19 protein-coding genes and 1 pseudogene are annotated in these 18864 nt (G+C 65.3%); 8 read left to right on the top strand and 12 right to left on the bottom strand.

Annotation, left to right across the window (positions count from 1 at the left end; translation table 11 throughout):
• Positions 1-28: 28 nt before the first annotated feature.
• Positions 29-1033, bottom strand: a complete 1005-nt coding sequence (locus IE126_RS01070; RefSeq protein WP_054303778.1) for a TRAP transporter substrate-binding protein — start codon at positions 1031-1033, stop codon at positions 29-31.
• 133 nt (positions 1034-1166) lie between these two features.
• Here IE126_RS01070 and IE126_RS01065 point away from each other — a divergent pair, with 133 nt between their 5' ends.
• Positions 1167-3173 carry a two-component system sensor histidine kinase NtrB gene (locus IE126_RS01065; protein ID WP_407645984.1) on the top strand — a complete coding sequence of 669 codons (2007 nt, stop codon included), beginning with the start codon at positions 1167-1169 and terminating at the stop codon, positions 3171-3173.
• Entirely contained in the window at positions 3170-3778 is a 609-nt protein-coding gene (locus IE126_RS01060) for a response regulator transcription factor (RefSeq protein ID WP_108130445.1), read from the top strand. Before IE126_RS01065 ends, IE126_RS01060 begins: the two co-directional genes overlap by 4 nt.
• Before the next feature lie 8 nt (positions 3779-3786).
• Here the strand turns inward: IE126_RS01060 and pdxY are convergent, their stop codons facing one another.
• The 3 genes from pdxY to IE126_RS01045 form a co-directional block, all read right to left on the bottom strand.
• A complete protein-coding gene (gene pdxY / locus IE126_RS01055; RefSeq protein WP_054303775.1) occupies positions 3787-4635 on the bottom strand; it encodes a pyridoxal kinase in 849 nt (282 codons plus the stop codon).
• Positions 4632-5318, bottom strand: coding sequence for an MOSC domain-containing protein (locus IE126_RS01050; RefSeq protein WP_189379939.1), 687 nt, complete (start codon positions 5316-5318; stop codon positions 4632-4634). Before IE126_RS01050 ends, pdxY begins: the two co-directional genes overlap by 4 nt.
• 325 nt (positions 5319-5643) lie before the next feature.
• The gene (locus tag IE126_RS01045) at positions 5644-5904 is read right to left on the bottom strand and encodes a pyocin activator PrtN family protein (protein WP_229825145.1); all 261 of its coding nucleotides are present in this window, start codon (positions 5902-5904) and stop codon (positions 5644-5646) included.
• Between the two features lie 281 nt (positions 5905-6185).
• On the opposite strand from IE126_RS01045, the gene IE126_RS01040 reads away from it, so the two are divergent.
• Positions 6186-6773 carry an antitoxin of toxin-antitoxin stability system gene (locus tag IE126_RS01040; protein WP_229825243.1) on the top strand — a complete coding sequence of 196 codons (588 nt, stop codon included), beginning with the start codon at positions 6186-6188 and terminating at the stop codon, positions 6771-6773.
• 12 nt (positions 6774-6785) lie between these two features.
• On the opposite strand, the gene IE126_RS01035 is transcribed toward IE126_RS01040, so the two are convergent.
• The 3 genes and pseudogenes from IE126_RS01035 to IE126_RS01025 form a co-directional block, all read right to left on the bottom strand.
• Positions 6786-8330 carry a Fic family protein gene (locus IE126_RS01035; RefSeq protein WP_189380324.1) on the bottom strand — a complete coding sequence of 515 codons (1545 nt, stop codon included), beginning with the start codon at positions 8328-8330 and terminating at the stop codon, positions 6786-6788.
• Positions 8331-8536: 206 nt separating this feature from the next.
• A pseudogene (locus IE126_RS01030) lies at positions 8537-8881 on the bottom strand (pyridoxal kinase); the annotation flags it as partial.
• Positions 8878-9375 carry an MOSC domain-containing protein gene (locus tag IE126_RS01025; protein ID WP_268245795.1) on the bottom strand — a complete coding sequence of 166 codons (498 nt, stop codon included), beginning with the start codon at positions 9373-9375 and terminating at the stop codon, positions 8878-8880. The pseudogene IE126_RS01030 and the gene IE126_RS01025, both read right to left, overlap by 4 nt.
• A gap of 348 nt (positions 9376-9723) precedes the next feature.
• On the opposite strand from IE126_RS01025, the gene IE126_RS01020 reads away from it, so the two are divergent.
• Positions 9724-10119 (top strand): hypothetical protein, encoded by a 396-nt coding sequence (locus tag IE126_RS01020; RefSeq protein ID WP_189379938.1) that lies wholly within the window; start codon positions 9724-9726, stop codon positions 10117-10119.
• A gap of 136 nt (positions 10120-10255) precedes the next feature.
• Here the strand turns inward: IE126_RS01020 and IE126_RS01015 are convergent, their stop codons facing one another.
• Positions 10256-11326 carry a site-specific integrase gene (locus IE126_RS01015; RefSeq protein WP_189379937.1) on the bottom strand — a complete coding sequence of 357 codons (1071 nt, stop codon included), beginning with the start codon at positions 11324-11326 and terminating at the stop codon, positions 10256-10258.
• Between the two features lie 120 nt (positions 11327-11446).
• Between IE126_RS01015 and dusA the strand changes: the two genes are divergently transcribed.
• The gene (dusA, locus tag IE126_RS01010) at positions 11447-12466 is read left to right on the top strand and encodes a tRNA dihydrouridine(20/20a) synthase DusA (protein WP_189379936.1); all 1020 of its coding nucleotides are present in this window, start codon (positions 11447-11449) and stop codon (positions 12464-12466) included.
• On the opposite strand, the gene IE126_RS01005 is transcribed toward dusA, so the two are convergent.
• Complete coding sequence (locus IE126_RS01005) at positions 12451-13656, bottom strand: multidrug effflux MFS transporter (RefSeq protein ID WP_189379935.1); 1206 nt, start codon at positions 13654-13656, stop codon at positions 12451-12453. The genes dusA and IE126_RS01005 overlap by 16 nt on opposite strands.
• A gap of 122 nt (positions 13657-13778) precedes the next feature.
• Here IE126_RS01005 and IE126_RS01000 point away from each other — a divergent pair, with 122 nt between their 5' ends.
• Positions 13779-14597: a sulfite exporter TauE/SafE family protein gene (locus IE126_RS01000; RefSeq protein WP_054303771.1), complete on the top strand. Its 819-nt coding sequence runs from the start codon at positions 13779-13781 to the stop codon at positions 14595-14597.
• The gene (locus IE126_RS00995) at positions 14591-15334 is read left to right on the top strand and encodes a phytanoyl-CoA dioxygenase family protein (RefSeq protein ID WP_189379934.1); all 744 of its coding nucleotides are present in this window, start codon (positions 14591-14593) and stop codon (positions 15332-15334) included. Before IE126_RS01000 ends, IE126_RS00995 begins: the two co-directional genes overlap by 7 nt.
• A gap of 74 nt (positions 15335-15408) precedes the next feature.
• Here the strand turns inward: IE126_RS00995 and IE126_RS00990 are convergent, their stop codons facing one another.
• Genes IE126_RS00990 through ccmI form a run of 3 tightly spaced genes read right to left on the bottom strand, consistent with a single transcriptional unit; the run spans position 15409 to position 17358 of the window.
• Positions 15409-15639 (bottom strand): DUF1289 domain-containing protein, encoded by a 231-nt coding sequence (locus tag IE126_RS00990; protein ID WP_189379933.1) that lies wholly within the window; start codon positions 15637-15639, stop codon positions 15409-15411.
• Positions 15629-16117 carry a Holliday junction resolvase RuvX gene (gene ruvX, locus IE126_RS00985; protein ID WP_054303768.1) on the bottom strand — a complete coding sequence of 163 codons (489 nt, stop codon included), beginning with the start codon at positions 16115-16117 and terminating at the stop codon, positions 15629-15631. The genes IE126_RS00990 and ruvX overlap by 11 nt, the downstream gene beginning before the upstream one ends.
• Positions 16114-17358: a c-type cytochrome biogenesis protein CcmI gene (gene ccmI / locus IE126_RS00980; RefSeq protein ID WP_189379932.1), complete on the bottom strand. Its 1245-nt coding sequence runs from the start codon at positions 17356-17358 to the stop codon at positions 16114-16116. The genes ruvX and ccmI overlap by 4 nt, the downstream gene beginning before the upstream one ends.
• A 205-nt stretch (positions 17359-17563) precedes the next feature.
• Here ccmI and IE126_RS00975 point away from each other — a divergent pair, with 205 nt between their 5' ends.
• A complete protein-coding gene (locus IE126_RS00975; RefSeq protein ID WP_054303766.1) occupies positions 17564-18811 on the top strand; it encodes a sarcosine oxidase subunit beta family protein in 1248 nt (415 codons plus the stop codon).
• Positions 18812-18864 lie beyond the last annotated feature (53 nt).

Below are 18864 nucleotides of genomic sequence, written 5' to 3'. Positions count from 1 at the left end.
GTGGACCCGGTCTCTGGGGAAGGCCGGATCAGTTGGTGCCGAGCGCAGTATAGACCTGCTGGATCAGATCGGCGCCAATACGGTCTGCCATCTGCTCATGCACGGGTTTCAGCGCTGCCACCCATTCGGCGCGTTCTTCGTCCGTCAGCTCGTGGAACTCGGTGGTTCCGGCGGCTTTCATCGCTTCCAGCGCCTTGTCGTTCTCTTCCTTGGCGATCGAGTTGGCATAGACGGTCGCCTCGGCCATGGCCTTGTCGAGATTGGCGCGCACATCTTCCGGCAGGCCATCCCAGAAAGCCTTGTTCACGATGACAGCATAGCCCAGATAGCCGTGGTTCGACAGCGTCGCGTGCTTCTGAACCTCGTTCATCTTCTGGGTATACATGTTCGACGGCGGGTTCTCGGTGCCGTCGACAACGCCGGTTTGCAGCGCCTGATAGACCTCGGAGAAGGCCATGACCTGCGGCACGGCCCCCAGCGCCTGCATTTCGGCCTCAAGGATCTTCGAGGACTGGATGCGCATTTTCAGGCCGAGGAAATCATCGGGCACATGCAGCGGCGAGTTGGCCGACATGATCTTGAACCCGTTGTCCCAGTAGGCAAGGCCGGTGATGCCCTTGTCCTGCAGCTTGGCCAGCAGGCCCTTGCCGACCTCGCCATCGGTGATCTTGCGCAGATCGTCATAGCTGCCCATGAGGAAGGGCAGGTCGAACAGCTCGAACTGCTGCACGCCCAGCGGGCCGAATTTCGCCAGCGACGGGGCGAGCATCTGAACGGCGCCCAGTTGCAGCGCCTCCAGCTCTTCCTTGTCCTTGTAAAGCTGGCTGTTGGGGTAAACTTCGACCTTCACCGCACCGTTGGTATAGGCTTCGGCCAGTTCCTTGAACTTCTCGGCGCCCTTGCCCTTGGGTGTGTCGGGGGCGACGACGTGGCTGAACTTGATGACGATGGGTTCGGCCAGCGCGGGCAGCGCGGTCGAAAGCGCGATGACGGCGGCACCCGCAAGGCGGGCGAGGCTGCGACGTGTCAGCATGGGAATCTCCTCCGTGTTCTCCGCCCTCCCGGCGGTCCTCACCTTCTTGCCAGCCGGGACGCGCCACCGCTATTGTGGGTTTCCGCAATTCGCCCGCTAACAGGGGCATGCGGCGCAGGGGGAGGTTACGGCACTGGCGCAGGGCAAGGAGGCGCGGGCGGCATCGGCGGTTCCGCCGGGGGCAGAGGGCGACCCCTGGGCGGTCGAGGGTGGGCGGCCGCGACTGCGGCGGCTGGATCTGCTGTCGCTGGTGCCGCTGGTTGCCATCGTGGCGCTGGTCGCCACGGTGGGCGCGCTGGTCTGGGCCGTCAGCCGCAGCGAGGCCGAACAGGCACGGGTGAAGCTGGCCACCGATGCGCTGTGGGTGGAACAGACCCTGCGCTTCCAGCTGTCGGTGGACGAGGACATGCTGGTGCGGCTGGCGCTGGATGCGGCGGGGGGCGTGCCACCGCAGGCGCTGGATGCACGGGGGCGGCTTCATATCGCCAACAATCCCGAACTCCTGTCGATCGTCTGGTATGATGCCAATGGCCGCCCGGCCCGCGCGCTGCCCGGCGCGGGGGCTGCCAGTGACGCCGATCTGGTGGCGCTGTTGCGGCGCACCGGCGCACAGGCGACGCGTCCGGTCTACGGCGCGGTCGGCGCCGACGGGCGCGTGACCCTGGCGCTGCCGCTGCCGGGGCAGAGCGGTTATGTCAGCGCGACCGTGGCCCTGCCGGTGATGCTGGACCGCCATGTGCCGTGGTGGATCGCCGAACAATATGGCGTGCGCATCCTTGCCGGGGATGACCGGGTGCTGGCCGAACGGCAGCGGCTGGAGCCGGACCCGGCAAACCCTTCGCATGCCATCAGTTTTGACCCGCCGATCCGGGGCACATTGCTGCGCATCACCGCTTATGACGCGCCCGCGGGCTTCCGGTCGGCCCTGATGATCGGGGCCATCGCGGGGCTGGCCGCTTTTGCCATCCTTGCGCTTCTGGTGCTGTTCCGCACGGCCGAGCGGCGGCGCAACGCCGAATTGCGGCTGCGCGGTGAAACGGCCTTTCGCCGCTCGATGGAGGAAAGCCTGACCGTGGGCCTGCGCGCCAAGGACCATCAGGGCCGCATTCTCTACGTCAATTCCGCCTTCTGCAATCTGGTCGGCTGGCAGGCGGGCGAGCTTGTCGGGCATCACCCGCCGATGCCCTACTGGGACCCGGCCCGGCTGGACGAGACGCAGGCCCGCCATCGCGCACTGGCGGCGGGCGGTGCAATCAGCCAGAGCTTCGAGACGCGCTTTCGCCGCCGCGACGGACAGGAAATCGACGTGCAGGTCTACGAGGCGCCGCTGATTGACGCGAAGGGCGCGCATCGCGGCTGGATGGGATCGGTCATCGACATCACCGAAGCCAAACGCGCCGCCCGTCTGGCCCGTGCACAGGATGAAACCATGGCGCGCACCGGGCGGCTGGTGACGCTGGGCGAGATGGCCTCGACCCTTGCGCATGAGCTGAACCAGCCGCTGTCGGCCATCGCCTCATACGCGGCGGGCATCCTGAACCTGCTGGACAGCGGCCGCGCCGATCCGGCCATGTTGCGCGGCGCGACCGAGAAACTGGCGCAGCAGGCGGGCCGGGCCGGGTTGATCATCCGCCGCATTCAGGATCTGGTGAAGAAGCGCGAGCCGCAGTTTTCGCAGATCGCGCTGGATGAGGTGATCGAGGAAACCGTGGGCTTTCTGGCGGCGGATGCACGCGAACACCGTGTCCGGCTGGTGACCGGGATTTCCGCCGTTCCCCGCGTCGCAGCGGACCGGATTCTGCTGGAACAGGTGCTGATCAACCTGATCCGCAACGGGATGGAGGCGATGGGCGACACGCGGTCCGGCGATACGCTGACGGTGCGGCTGGTGCAGGACGAGGGGCAGGCGGTGATCGAGGTCGAGGACCGTGGCGCGGGCATCGCGCCCGAGGTGGCGGGGCGGCTGTTCGACGCCTTCGCCACCACCAAGGCACAGGGGATGGGCATGGGGCTGAAGATCTGCCGTTCGATCATCGAATTGCACCGCGGGCAGCTGACCCATCGCGCGGCGGCCTCGGGCGGCACGGTATTCCGGGTCAGCCTGCCGGTGGCCGGGGAACAGGAAAGGGCAGCGGAATGAGCGGGATGATCCATATCGTCGATGATGAAGAGGCGATCCGCGACGCGCTGGCCTTCCTTCTGGCCTCGCGCGGGGTGGCGGCGCGGGGATGGGCCTCGGGTGAGGAATTTCTGGCCGCGCAGCCGCTGGAGGATTGCGCCTGCGTCATCCTTGACGTGCGCATGGGCGAGCTTTCCGGCCCGGAGGTGTTTGAACGGCTGCGCGCCATGGGTAATCCGGTGCCGGTGATCTTTCTGACCGGACATGCCGATGTGCCGGTGGCAGTGCGCACGCTGAAGGCCGGGGCCTTCGATTTCGTGGAAAAGCCGTTCAATGACAACCAGATCGTCGATCTGGCCCTGCGCGCCATCGCCGCCCATCAGGCGGCCGAGGCCGAGGCGGCGGCGCGGCGCGATCTGGCCGCCCGCCGCGCCACCCTGTCGGGTCGTGAGGACGAGGTGCTGCGCGCCATGCTGACCGGGGCGCTGAACAAGCAGATCGCTGACCAGCTTGGCATCGCCATGCGCACGGTCGAGGTGCATCGCGGCCGGGTTCTGGCCAAGATGGGGGTGCGCAATGCCATCGAACTCGCGGCGCTGCTGGGGGCCGACGGGCGCGAGGGCTGAGGCGCCGGTCAGGGGCTTCCCAGTGTCAGCAGTGCGCGGCGGAACTCCGGTTCGGTCAGCACCACCTCGCCCGCGCCAAGCGCCTGCGCATGGGCCAGCGCGCGTGCCGTCAGCACCTGCGCGGTTTCCACCGCGCGGGGCAGCGTCAGCCCCCGGCCCAGACCCGCGACCACCAGCCCGGCGAACAGATCGCCAGTGCCGGGCAGGGCAATCGGCAGATGCGGTGTCGGGTGGCGGCTTGTTCCTCCGGGGCCAAGGATGACGCTTTCGATATGGCCTTCTGGCGTATCCTCCAGCGCGCAGCCGGTCACGATCAGTCGCGCCGCTGGGGCAAGCGTCAGCCTGTCACGCGCGGTTTGCAGATCCGCCAGCGTGCGGGTTGTCCCTCCGGTCAGCCAGCCCAGTTCAAACGGGTTGGGCGTCGCCAGATCGGCCAGCGGCAACAGGCGGTTGCGCATCACATCGGCAATTGCCTCGGGCACATAAAGGCCCGGCCCCGCATCGCCCATCACCGGGTCGCACAAATAGGTCAGCCGCGGATTCAGCGTTTTCGCCTCGGCCACGAAATCGGCCACCATCAGCGCCACATCCAGCGAGCCGATATAGCCGGTCAGCAGAATGTCCGCCCGCTCCGCCAGCCCGCGTTCGCGCGCGCCTTGCAGAAGGTCTGAAAAGAACTCCGGCGGCAGGGCGCGACCGCGCAGCGTGGGGTAATTCGGGGTGTTGGAAAACACCACGGTGGGGATGGCCGCCACCTCCAGCCCCGCCGCCTGCATTGGAAACAGCGCGGCGGAATTGCCGACATGGCCGAAGACGACCTGGCTTTGAATGGCGATCACGAAAGGGGGCGGGGTCATGCGGGGCCGTCCAGCCTGTTGCTCCAGTCCTCGACCCGGCCGCTTTCCAGCCGCCGGACCGCATATTTGCGCCAGCCCTCGGCCAGCAGGTCAAGGGTGGCGATACCCTCCAGCTCGGCTTGGTTCAGCCGGTCGACATAGAGCGCATGCCAGAGCCGGTGCAGGCTCCACTCCGGAGCGGGACGTTCGATCCGTTCCAACGGGTCGCCGGGGGCCACCGTGCCGGATTGAAGCACACGGTAATACCAGCCGGTGCGCCCGCTTTGCTGCACGCGCCGCGCCATGTCGGGCACGGCGAAACGGTGGCTCAGCTTCCAGCAGGGCTGACGCCCCTGCGACACCTGCAGGATGGCGCTGCCCAGCCGGAACACATCGCCCACCGCGACATCCGCCTCGGTCAGTCCGGCGGCGGAGATATTCTCGCCAAAGCCGCCCGGCGCGCGCAACGGGGGCAGGTCGCCCAGTTCGGCCCGCCACAGGGCATAGTGATCCAGCGGATAGTGATGCACGGCCTTTTCCACCCCGCCATGCACGCGCAGGTCGGCCTGCTCGTCACCGTCAAGCCCGCCGGGGCCAAGCGACAGGGGCCGGTCGACAGGCGTCTTGACGATGCCGCTGAGGATATCCCGCTCCGTTAGGGGGGCGGCGCGGCCGGTCAGGAGGGTGACGGAAGGATTCGGCATCGGCTGTCCTGTAGTTTACATCTTCTAGATCACCGATCCGCGTGCGATGCAGCACGGAAAATGCCAAAATCGCCCGGATGGCTTGGCCCCGTCGTCGCAGGTGTGTATAGCGACGCCCTTGTAATCCAGCCCGAACCGGCCCCTGCCTTCGCCGGACGGGCGCCCTGCCTATGACAGAACCCGCACCGATGTATCCCTCGCACAAACTTTCCGTGGCGCCTATGATGGATTTTACCGACAGAATGAAAAACGCCGCATAACCAATTGGTTAGGCGGCGCGTTTTCGGTAGGTCATACGGAAGTCATACAGAAGGGCGACTGAGCGTCACCCGTGAAGCTGGTGGAATTCCTTCCGGGCGGCTTCCCGCCGTTCGTCATAGTACGCCGCGAGGTCGCGCAGGTCCACGCCCTTCGCGCTCTTCTGCGAACCTTCGATCTGTACAAGGGGCAGCTTGATTGCGCCGTCCGCCACCTTACGCAGAAACTTTTCGCGGGTCAGGTGGGGGAAGAAGTCCTTGCAGATTACTTCCACCGGCAGGATGGGGCGGCCTTCGTAGCGGGCCATGAGCATCAAGGTAGTGTCCAAGCGTGTATCTCCTTTCTCTAGGTCATCTTGGCATCGGCGGGCCTCCTTTCGGCTTCCGTTTGCGCTTCGGTGATCTAGCTATGCCACGCTTTCGAGATTCACGCAAATATATGATAAAAAACATAAAAAATTGTCTTCAAGCTGAATTTCAGGCTTGGGGGCATTTCCCGCTAACGCGGGGCCATCGGCAGGCCACCGACAAGGAAAAGGGACCTAGCTGGCCCCCCTCTCGCTCATTCGACTAGGTGTCGTGGTCTTCGTCTTCGCCCGCGTCAGCGGGCATCCATGATCACGGACGGGGGGAAGGTCTGGGTGGCTTCGACCATAACTGGTACGATGCCGTCTATGAGGATTTCCAGCGCGTCGCCGAAATCCTCGGGCTGAACCTCAAGACCCGAACCGTCCGGTTGATGGGCGGCGGCACCCGACGGGAGCCTTGCATCTGGTTCCGAGGCTTCTGGAGCCAGGGGGATGGCGCGTGCTTCGAAATCTTCTATGCCTACCGCAAGGGCGCCCCACGCCGGATCAGGGAATACGCACCGCAGGACACCGAGCTTCACTGCATCGCCGATGCCCTGCAGGTGATCCAGCGTCGAAATTTCTACCAGCTTCGCGCCGAAGCCACCCATCGCGGCCATTATTACCATGAGTACTGCATGGCGATCTCGGTCGAGCGTGATAGTCCGAGCTGGCAGGACTTGACCGCCGACGCCGAGGAGGTGGTTATCAAGGCGTTGCGCGATCTGGCCCGCTGGCTCTACCGCCAGCTCAAGCGCGAGTTTGACTATCTGTCGTCGGATGACGTCGTCGATGAGACCATCGTCGCCAACGGCTACACCTTCACTGAAGCCGGCCAACGGTTTGGGTGAGGAGGTTCGGCCTCAGAACTCCTCCCGCAACTCCGCATAGATGGCTTCGATCCGGTCAGCCTCCTCATCGGTCAGAGCGGCGAACTCTTTCGCTCTGGCGCGTCCGGAAAGCCTGCCACCGTTCTGGTGCAGGTAGCGAAAGAGCAGGTCGAGCACGCGGTCCGGCATGTCGATCAGGCCCGAGACGCGGGACTTGAACCCGTCATAGGCACGCAGGAACCGGGTCTCTGCTGGCAGGTCATGGTCGATGGTCTGGGCCACGCAGGCGAAGAGGAATTCGGCATGGGGCGTGGCATCGAAGAAGCGATAGAAATCGCCGGTGTCGTTCAGCACCTCGACGTTCCCGCGATCGGTTGGGCGCCAGCTGACATGGGGCAGCAGTCGACGCGAATAGCTCTCGAGCACCTGCCGATAGGCCTCGATCCGTTCGAGGATCACCGCCGACACCGGAAAGACCAGCCCGGGCGGATTGAAGCCGCGTGCAGCAAGAATGTGGTGGATCAGGTAGCGATGAAGGCGCCCGTTGCCGTCCTCGAACGGGTGGATGTAGACGAAGCCAAAGGCGAGGCTGGCGGCCGCCAGAACAGGGTCGAGCCGCGGGGCGATATCGCGGTCGAACGCTTCGAGCCCGGCGATCAGCGCAGGCAGGTCTTCATGCCGGGCGCTGACGTGATCGGGCAGGGGGGCGCCGGTCGTGCGGTCGTGCTCGCCAATGAAGCCGCCCTCCTGCCGCAGGCCCAGATGGACGAAGCGGGCATCGCCGATGACGATGCGTTGGAGGCGTTCGAGTTCTGCCCGGTCGGTCGGATGGCGCCCGGCGTCACCGATGATCTGGCCCCAGCGCCGGATACGATCCTGGGGCGGGTTCTCGCCTTCGATCTGGAAACTCGACCGTGAATCCTTGAGCAGCAGGAAGGCCGCCGTGCGCGCGAGCAGATCGGCGGGCACCTCGGCCAGTACCGCGCGGGCTTCGGCTGCCAGATCGCGGGCAATGAAGGCTTCGATTGCCGGAGTGCGGAAGATCATCGGGCAGAAATCCGGGGTGCCGGGCAGGTTGTTGCGGACCCGGTGGCGCGTCGAGGGGGCGCCCTCTGCGTCCCATTGGAGCCTGGCATCGACCACGGGCGCGTAATTGCCGCGTGTAGCGTCGGGCAGCTCCAATTCCGCGCCGAGGAGCCATTCATAGAGGAACCAGATCCTGCGCGCGTAGCTGCCCGTCGGGGCAGCCTCGACAATGGCCTGGATCGGCTCTGGCCCGGTTGCCTTGAACAGCCGCTTGAGAACTGCCAGATCCAGCCCCTCGTAGCGCAGCGCGAAGGTCAGATGACCGATGAGGCTCGCCTCGGGTTCATGGCGGGGCGTGTAGAGGCGCCAGCCGTCAGCCTCGTAGACCTTGTGACGTGGGCCGATGGCGGAAAGTGTCCGGGGCAGGGGCGTTGCGAGCGCATAGGCATCGATCAGCGCAGCATAGCCCGCAGGTGTGGACTCCTCGGGGAGCCAGCGCTCGTGAAAAACGGTTACTGCAGCTGAAAACGGATTCCTTTGCGCCTGCTCCATGAAATTCAGTTCTTGGTCCCGATGATTGATCTTAAGTCGGTGTATCTCATGAATATTGATTGCAATCAATGAGGTCTTGCGAAACTTGATGGCGGAGCGCTGTCGCCCTCGGGTCAAACTGTGGATATGCTAGGACGTAAATCATCACGACACAGTGGGGAAATCCGCACCACGGGTCAACGATCGGCTGGTTCCCTCAAGGGAGGCGGGTCGCAGATGTAGCACAGGCGCGGGTTCGCGGCCTTCGCCTCGGCCACGAAATCCGCCACCATCTCGGCCACGTCGAGCGAGCCGATATAGCCGGTGAGAATGTAATCCGCCCGCTCGGAGAGACCGCGTTCGCGAGCGCCTTGCAGCAGGTCGGAAAAGAATTCGGGCGGCAGGGCGCCGCCGCGCAGGGTCGGGTAATCGGGTGTATTCGAGAAGACCACGGTGGGGATCGCCGCCACTTCGAGGCCTGCCGCCTGCATCGGGAAGAGCGCTGCGGAATTGCCCACATGGCCGAAGACCACCTGGCTCTGGATGGAAATGACGAAAGGGGGGGCTTTCATGCGGAGCCGTCCAGTCTTGCGCTCCAATCCTCGACCCGGCGGCTTTCCAACCGCCGGAGCGCGTATTTGCGCCAGCCCTCGGCCAGGACATCGAGCTCAGCGATGCCTTCTAGTTCGACCAGGTTCATCCGGTCCACATAGAGAGCGTGCCAGAGCCGTCGTAAAGTCCAGTCCGGTGCCAGGCGGTCGATCAGCTCCAGACGGTCCCCGGGGGTAACGGTGCCGGTCTGGAGCACCCGGTAATACCATCCCGTGCGCCCGGCCTGCTGCACGCGCCGCGCCATGTTGGCCACGCCGAAGCGGTGGTTGAGCTTCCAGCAAGGCTGGCGCCCCTGCGAGACCTGGATCAGCGCGTCGCCCAGCCGGAAAGTATCGCCGACGGCGACCTCCGCTTCGGTGAGCCCGGCGGTCGAGATGTTCTCCCTCCGCCAGCGCTCCCATTGAAGCTCCTGTTCCCTTTTCTTCCAGGCAGCCTCGTCATCGGCCGCGTCCATGAGTGCCTTCAATTCTTCGACCGAGCCTTCAAGCTTGCGGATCACTTCGCCGAACGCCCTATCAAGTGAGCGCTTACTGGTCTCCTGCCATGAAAGCTGCCACTCTACTCCGGGGTGCGGAGAATAAGCGACCAAGCGAAGGCGTCCGCACGGCAGGTCCTGTTCTGTCGTCCAACTGTGTGATTGCAAAATCGACCGCCCCTGTCGTCGATCGAGCGTGCTTTCACGAACGTACTTCCCATTTTGGTAACGCATAGTCGCTCGCTCGGTCATCTCCGTCAGAACCAGCCCGATCGGGATGGCGACCAGGTACGCAATTGTCGGTCGGAGCGGCGACCAGATGGTACCATGCCCATACTGACCATATTTCCGGTCGTGGCGGACGGTCTCCCGCTCTTCGATCTTTGCGCGCTGCAACTTCTGATCCGGAGGGGCGACCTTCAGGCGCTGACCGCTCCCGGCGGGTTCGGCGAAGAGGATAAGCGCAGTGAGGCGAAGGCCCGCTCCGAGAGCCTTCAACAGCTTTCGGATATCATGGCGGATTGGACCAAGGCGCTCTCCGTCGAGATGTTCTTCGTCGAGGCCGAAAAGCATATGCAGATGGTGGACGGAGAGCGGCGCGTGCATCTGGAAACCCGGCTACGTTTGGCGCGCTCGATGCTCGGCGATCTCGATCCGCTATCATTCATCGAGCAGTGGGTTTCGCCGGAGGAGCGCTACCAGAGAAAGTTCATGGATGAATAGGGTGCCAATAGGATGGACGGCATATCGCTAACCTGCCTCTATCACAGCATTCAGCGGCTATGAAAGTTGATGTCTGTACTTGGCAGAACCTAGGGTGATGCGCGGGTCCTTTCGATGAGATTGACGAACTGGCGCATCATGTGTCGCCGGTTGCGAGCTGCAAGCCCGGCCAGTTTGCATATTTGTCACCGGTTTCGCGGATGTGCGTATAGCGTTTCAGGCTAACCCATGACCTGTGTCCGCTGACCGCTGCGACATGAGGAATGTTCCAGCCCCTTTCGAACAGCCGAGAAATGCCTTCGTGGCGCAGATTGTGGAAGTGCAGATCTTCGATTCCGAGCAGCTTGCAAGCGCGGGTGAAGTTGGCCGTGATCGCGTCCGGAGAGTAGGGGAAGATCTCAGCCTTGCTCTTGCGCATGCTGTCGATGATCCGAATGGCTTCCTCGGGCAGATCGACCCAGGTATCGTTTCCGAGCTTCTCGCCGGGATGCTTCATGTCACGGACCAGAACGCGTTTGTGTTCCTTCTGGAAATCATCCCAGGTGAGTCGGGTGATCTCTGCCTGTCGGCGCGTCGAGAAGAGAGCGAACACGATCACCTTGTGCATGGGCATGGCCTGAGGCGTTCTCTGGCGCCGATCAATGAAGTGAGCCAGCAGCCGGTCGAGTTCATCGAGGGTGGGCCTGCGGTTCCGCTGCGCGGAACGCGAGATGATCCCCATACGGCGCGCGACGGTGATCGCGTCTCTCATCTCCCGATCATCCAGCCGAAAGTCCCACATCGGCCGTGCTATGGCGAATATGGAGGCGAGATGGCTGGCGTAGTTCCCGACGGTTTGAGGTTGTCCGGGCAGAGACTGAAGGAACTCGATGATATCCTTCGACTTGATGGTGGAGCAGGGCAGATCGGCGATCGGGTAGGTGGCGATGGTCCTGAGGACCTGGGCCTTTGTGCGACCGATGTCCTTCCCCGTTTTTTCGGTGTAGCACTCAATCGCTTTGGACAGCGAAGGGTCAGATACGTTCAGCCCTTCCAGCGCACCAGGCTTTGCTAGCTCTTTCTCGCGGTTCTTTATCCAGGCGGTTGCGGCAGGGCGCCTGTCAAAGGTCTTTGTCTCATGATAGGAGGTTCCTTCTCGCATCACTCGCACGCGCGCAAGGTATCTGCTGCTGCCATCCTTTCGCTTGCGTATACTGATCGAACCCATGATGACCTCCGGACTTGGTACATGGGAATTCTATTTGGTACATTGTGCCAAGTTCAGCGTCGAAATCGGCGTATTTGGTACAGAACAGGCCGGAACGAGGCGAAGGCAAGGCGAAGATAAGTGACTGATAAAATAGAAAAACAATATTTATCTACGGCCTCCCGCCTGTCCGTTGCGCCCATGATGGACTGGACGGACCGGCATTGCCGGTTTTTCCACCGGCTGATGACGCGGCGGGCGATGCTTTACACCGAGATGGTCACCGCGCCGGCGATCCTGCACGGGCCGAAGGCACGGCTCCTGGATTTCAGCGCCGAGGAACATCCTGTCGCCCTGCAACTCGGCGGGTCCGATCCGGGCGAACTTGCACGGGCCACCGCCATTGCGCAGGGCTGGGGCTATGACGAGATCAACCTGAACTGTGGCTGTCCGTCGGATCGGGTGCAATCGGGCTGTTTCGGTGCGGTGCTGATGGAGCGCCCGGCGCTGGTGGCGGATTGCATGCGCGCCATGGCGGCGGAAAGCGATGTGCCGGTGACGGTGAAATGCCGGATCGGTGTCGATGACCAGAACCCGGAGGAGATCCTGCCGCGCTTCATCGAAACCGTCGCCGGGGCAGGGGTCACGCATTTTGTGGTCCATGCCCGCAAGGCCTGGCTTCAGGGCCTCAGCCCCAGGGAAAACCGCGAGATCCCGCCGCTCGATTACCCGCTGGTGTTGGCGATGAAGCGGCGGTTCCCGGAACTGACCATCTGCATCAACGGCGGCATTGCCACGCTGGAACAGGCGGGTGCGCTGCTGGCCGAGGGGCTGGACGGGGTGATGATCGGGCGTGCCGCCTATCACGATCCGGGAAACGCGCTGATCGGGGCGGATGCGCTGTGGGGCGAAGATCATGCGCCGGACCGTGCGGCGGTGGTCGCGGCGATGAAGCCCTATATCGCGGCGCATCTTGCGGCGGGCGGGCGGCTGCATCAGGTGACGCGGCATATGCTTGGCCTGTTCACCGGCCTGCCCGGCGCACGCGGCTGGCGCCGCGTGCTGTCGGAAGGGGCCTCGCGCCCCGGTGCGGGGCTTGACCTGCTGGATGCTGCATTGTCCGAGGTGCAGCGCGCAATGGCCGTTCAGGCCGAGGGCTGAGCCTCGGGTGCGGGCAGCCGCGCCACCACCAGTGCCAGCACGAAGGCGAGCGCGCCGCAAAGCGCGATGGCCGCCAGCATCGGCAGCACCGTGCCATCGAAGAACGGCGCGGAAACCGCGATCATCACGCCCCCGGCCAGCATCTGCATCGTCCCCCCCAGCGACGAGGCCAGACCGGCAATCGGCCCGTGTTCCTCCAGCGCCACCACCATGGCGGTGGGGATCACCAGCCCGAGGCAGGCATTGGCGAGGAACAGCCCGCCGATGGTCAGCCAGAGGCCGGAAATCCCTGCCAGCGCCAGCAGGAACAGCCCGATGGTGAACACGGCAAAGCCGGTGGTCGCCCGCACCATGACCGTCTGCGCGCCAAAGCGCATGCCCAGCCGCGCCGCCATCTGCGAGGCACCAAAGAACCCTACCGCATTCAGCGCGAAAGCCAGCGAGAATTGCGTGGGCGTCAGGCCGAAGGCCGCCGCATAGACGAAAGAGGCGGAGGCGATGAAGACGAAGAAGCTCGCCATGCCGAAGCCACCCAGAAAGGTCAGCGCCATGAAGCTGCGATGCGTCAGCAGATGCCGGGTGCCGCGCAGCATGGCCGAGACCGAGACCGGCTGCCGCGCCGCGGGCGGCAGGGTTTCGGCCAGCAGAAAGCGGGTCATCGCAAGGCTGGCCAATGTGGCCACCACCAGAATGCCGAAGATCGCCCGCCAGCCCGCCAGCATCATCAGACCGGCGCCTGCCAGCGGTGCAAGGAAGGGCGAGACGGAAATCACCAGCATGATGGCCGCCATCAGCCGTGTCGCCTCGTGCCCCGTCGTCATGTCGCGGATCACCGCGCGCGGCACCACCATCACCGCCGCCCCGCCAAGACCCTGCACGAAGCGCCCGGCAATCAGCGCCTCGGTCGAGGGGGCCAGCGTGCACAGGACCGAGCCGATCAGAAAGATCGCCAGCCCCGCATAAAGCGGCAGCTTGCGTCCGGCCTGATCCGCCCAGGGGCCATAGATCAGCTGCGCCACGCCAAAGGCGAGGAAATAGCTGGTGATCGTGGCCTGCATGGCGGGCACGCTGGCATTCAGGCTTTGGCCGATCTCGGGCATGGCAGGCAGATACATGTCGATGGCGAAGGGGCCAACGGCGGACAAAAGCCCGAGCACGAGTGCCGGGCGCAGGAAGGATGACGCGGACATGGGAAAACCGTTAGAAAAAGTGACTCCCTCTCTAACCTTTTCTGCGCCGCTGCACAATGCACCTCTGGAACCTTCCGCGCCTTGCGGCTAGCGTCGGGCCGATCCAAGGCGGAAGGTGCATCATGCCCGACATCTATACCCTGTTGCCGATGCTGGCGCTGCTTGTCGTGATCGGCGGTTTCGCCGGGATCATCGCGGGCCTTCTGGGGGTCGGCGGAGGGATCGTTCTGGTGCCCGCCTTCTATTACGCCTTCTCGCATCTGGGCTATGGCGGTCCGCAACTGATGCAGGTCTGTCTGGCGACCTCGCTGGCCACGATCATCGTCACTTCGGTTCGCTCGGTGCTGGCCCATAACCGCAAGGGCGCAGTGGACTGGGAAATCCTGAAGGGCTGGGCAATCTACATCGCGGTCGGGTCGGTGGCGGGCTTCCTGCTGGCGAGCCGCCTGAAATCCGTCACGCTTCAGGCGATCTTCGGCTGTCTTGGCCTGATTGCCGGACTTTATATGGCATTCGGGCGCGCCGACTGGCGGCTGGGGCCGGAAATGCCGCGCGGCGGCCTGCGGCCGGTGCTGGGGGGCGGGCTTGGGTTCTTCTCGGTGCTGATGGGGATTGGCGGCGGCACCTTCGGGGTCCCGATGATGACGCTTTACAACCTGCCGATCCATCGCGCGGTCGCCACAGCAGCGGGTTTCGGGCTGATCATCTCGGTCCCCTCGGCCATCGGCTTCCTGACGCTGCATGTCGATCAGGCGCCGCCCGGCACCCTGGGCGCGATCAACTTCCCCGCTTTTGCCGTGATCGTGGCGATGACGCTGATCACCACGCCCATCGGGGTGCGCATCGCCCATGCGATGGATGCCAAACCGCTGAAGCGTGCCTTCGCCCTGTTCATCCTCGTGGTCGCGGTGAACATGCTGCGCAAGGCCGCGGGGTGGTAGGCGCGCGCGGCTGGCACCGGATCGGTCCCGATCCGGCAATCGCCAACTGGGCGGCAGCGGCCCGTCCGGTGGCCGAAGCCGTGCTGCGTGACAGTGCCGAGCCATGGCGCTGTGGCGGCACATGGTTTGTCGGCGTCGATGCCTTGCCGAACGGACCGGATGGCGCCATGGGGGGCGCCGGTTTCCCGTGGCAGGCGGTGGGCCTTGCGCCCGAGCCGCTGCATCCGGCGCAGCTTTCCGTCATGCGCCCCGGCTATCCGCAGCCGTCCGAGGCGGAAACGCCCGCGGCCTTTGCGTTCCGCCGCGACCGTGATGCCGCGCATCTGGACGGGCTTCTGGCCGATGCCGCGAAACGCCGCCGCATCGCCGAGCCGCATCGCTGGATCCTGGGCATGGCCCTGAACGAAACCGACCCCGAGGCCGCGCCGCTGGTGGTGTGGGAGGGCAGCCACCGCAACCTGCAAGCCGCGCTGGCCGCAGCGCTGGCGCCGCATCCGCCTTCACAATGGGCCGAGGTGGACATCACCGATGCCTATACCGCCGCGCGCAGGCAGTGTTTTGAAACCTGCCGTCGGGTCGCCGTGCCGTCCCGGCCCGGTCAGGCGGTGTTGATGCACCGGCACCTGCTGCATGGCGTCGCCCCTTGGGCCAAGGACGCCAAGGCCCCGGCCGAGGGCCGCATCATCGCCTATTTCCGCCCGCTGATGGCGGATGTCGCAACCTGGCTGGCGGCTTAGCGCGCCCGCGCCGCCTTCCACGGCAGTCGGCACGCGGCGGCTCGATGCCGCCAAGGGCCGGGCCGGTTGCCGGTTCAGCCTTCCAGTCGCCCGGCGCGCCCGCCGCGCCGCCTGACCAGCCGGGGCGCGCGGGACGGCAGGTCTGCCATCACGGCGCGTCGTGCCTCGGGTGTCATCCGTGACCAGGCGCCGATCTCGTCAATGCTGCGATAACAGCCGACGCAAAGCCGCGCTTCCGGGTGGATCACGCAGATCTTGACGCAGGGGCTGTCGACTTCGGCCCGTTTCCAGATCTCATCCGTCACGTTCGGCCTCCCGCCGCAGATGCGCCAGCCGGTCCAGCGCCCCTTGCAGGATAAACCCGGCCGCCACATGGTCGATCACCTCGGAGCGACGCTTGCGCGACGTATCCGCCTCCAGCAGCGCGCGTTCGGCGGCCACGGTGGACAGGCGTTCATCCCAGAACAGCACCGGAAGCGGCGTCAGCTTTTCCAGATTGCGGATGAAGGCGCGGGTCGATTGCGCGCGCGGACCTTCGCTGCCATCCATGTTGCGCGGCAGGCCGATCACAATGCCGACCGTCTGCCGCGTTGCCAGCAGCTTCAGAAGCGCCTCGGCATCCAGCGTGAATTTCTCGCGCCGGATCGTGCGGTCTGGCGTCGCCACGCCGCGCATCACGTCGGAAAAAGCCACACCGATGGTCTTGGTGCCCAGATCAAGCCCCGCCAGCGCCCCCATGCGGGGCAGGGTGGCGGTGAAATCGGCCGCGTCCTCGAAGCTCATTCCGCCACCCCGGCCTGCGCGGCGGCGGCGCGCACCTTCGCCAGATCTTCGGGCATGCTGGCAAAGCGACCCTGCGCCTCGGTCCAGATCGCGCGCGCGCGGTCGGTCTGGCCCAGCACCCCCAGCGCCCCGATCAGGCGCGCCCATTCGTCGGCGCTGCCTCCCTCGGTCGCCAGCCGTTCGTTCAGCCGCTCGACCATGCCTTCGATCATCGCCTGCCGGTCCTCGGCCGACATCTCGGCCGCTGCGGCGACATCCCCGGCGCCAGGGCCAGGCATCATGCCCGCCATCGGGCCAGCAGCGGCGCCGGGCGGCTGATACCGGACACCGGCGCGCGCGGCCATGTCACCGATCTGTTCCTGAAGCGGTTTCACCCAGGGCGAATCCGGTGCCGCAGACTCAAGCGCGCTGCGCCACAGGGCAAAGGTGCGGTCCGCCCGGTCGACCTGCGCGAACATCAGGCCGGAAAGATACAGCGCCGCCGTATTCTTCGGATCGCGGCGCAGCGCCTCGGTCAGCGCGGCCTCGGCTTCGGGCGAGACATAGCCCCCCGCCGCATAAACCAGCATTTCCCCCAGCAGCGCATAATCCTCGGCGGTGGCGGCATCCCCCGCCAGCCGGATCACCTCGCGTTGCGCGGCATAGGCCGCGCGGTAATCGCCCAGCCGGGCCTCGTTTTCCGCCAGCAGGCGCTGGCCCCGAATGTCGTCGGGCCGTTCGGCCACGGTGCTGCGCAGCTTTTCCATCAGCGACAGATATTCGGCATCCGCGCCCTGCGGCAGCACCGGCGCGGGCGCATCTGCCTCGGCCACGGCCTGCGACGGGCGGTTCTCCCGCAGCTTTTCCGACATGGCCAGCCGCGCGGCCATCGGCATGTCGGGATAGCCCGGCGCGCCCAGGCTCCAGTAAAGCGCACCGGCCCCGGCCAGTGCCAGCACAACCACCGGCAAGCCCAGACGCGGCCCTTCGGCAAGGCGGGTGGTTCCGGCGGCGCGGCTCTGCCGGTCAGCCTCCAGCAGGCGACGCGAGATTTCGGTGCGCAGACGCCCGGCCTCTTCTGCCGCGATTGTCCCGCGCGCGGCGTCGCGTTCGATCCCCGCCAGCTGGTCGCGATACAGCTGCACATCCAGCGCCGAGGCCGGAACCTCCGCCGCCGCGCCCGCACCGCGCCGGAAGCCCATCAGCAAGGCGATGCCGCTGCCCAGCGCCAAAGCCCCCGCCATAAGCCAGAAAGTCCACATGCGACGCCTCTCCCGCGCCCCTGTGGCGCCTTCCCAACCCATGTAGTGCCTCGTCCCGCGCGGCAAAAGCCCGAAATGCCGCCAGCCCGGCGACAGGGGGTCGACATGATGTCGCAATTTTCCCCATTGTGCCGCTTCGGCAGGCGGATATTTTCCGCCGTCAGGGCATGACTGCTCCATACCCGGGACGGGAGTTTGACAACCCATGAAACGCTATTCGGTCTTTGCCATCGCCCGCGAGGCTTTGCGCTATCACCAGGGATGGGAAAAAGCCTGGCGCTCGCCCGCGCCCAAACCCGCCTATGACGCCATCATCATCGGCGCGGGGGGGCATGGCCTCGCCACCGCCTATTATCTTGGCAAGAACTACGGGATCACCAATGTGGCGATTCTGGAAAAGGGCTGGCTGGGCGGTGGCAACACCGGGCGGAATACGACCATCATCCGGTCGAACTATCTCCAGGACCCGTCGGCCGCGATCTACAACAAGGCGCTGAGCCTTTACGAAGATCTGAGCCAGGATCTGAACTACAACGTGATGTTCAGCCCGCGCGGCCTCCTGATGCTGGCGCAGACCCATCACGAGGTGCGCGGCTACCTGCGCACGGTGCACGCCAACAACCTGCAAGGCGTCAAGACCGAATGGATCGGGCCGGAAAAGGTGAAGGAGCTGGTGCCGATCATCAATATCGACGGCCCGCGCTACCCGGTTCTCGGCGCGCTCTATCAGGCGCGTGGCGGCACGGCGCGGCACGATGCCGTGGCCTGGGGCTATGCCCGCGCCTGTTCGGCCATGGGCATGGATATCATCCAGCAATGCGAGGTCACGGGCGTCCGGTCCGAAAACGGGCAGGTGACGGGCGTTGAAACCACCAAGGGCTTCATCGGCACCCGGAAACTCGGCATCGTCGTCGCCGGGCATTCGGGGCAGGTGGCCGATATGGCGGGCTTCCGCCTGCCGGTCGAAAGCCTCGCGCTTCAGGCGCTGGTGTCGGAACCGATCAAGCCCTGCATGGATGTGGTGGTCATGGCCAACACCGTCCACGGCTACATGTCGCAATCCGACAAGGGCGAGATGGTCATCGGCGGCGGCACAGACGGGTTCAACAACTTCACCCAGCGCGGCAGCTTCCACCATATCGAGGAAACGCTCCGCGCGCTGGTTGAAACCTTCCCGATGATTTCGCGGCTCAAGATGCTGCGGCAATGGGGCGGTATCGTCGACATGACCGGCGACCGCTCGCCCATCATCTCGAAAACCCCGCTCGGCAACTGCTTCATCAACTGCGGCTGGGGCACCGGCGGCTTCAAGGCGATCCCCGGCTCCGGCTGGGCCATGGCCGAGCTGATGGCCAAGGGCGAACCCGGCCCGCTCGCGGCCGAGTTCAACATGTGGCGCTTCCGCGAAGGCCAGTTCATCGACGAGTCGGTGGCGGCCGGGGTGGCGCACTGATGTGTCATTTTCTGTCTGAAAATATCCCGGGGGTCCGGGGGCAGCGCCCCCGG

The organism is Gemmobacter nanjingensis (genome assembly GCF_014652195.1).
Classification (GTDB): domain Bacteria; phylum Pseudomonadota; class Alphaproteobacteria; order Rhodobacterales; family Rhodobacteraceae; genus Gemmobacter; species Gemmobacter caeni.
This window is presented reverse-complemented; position numbering and strand designations above follow the sequence as displayed.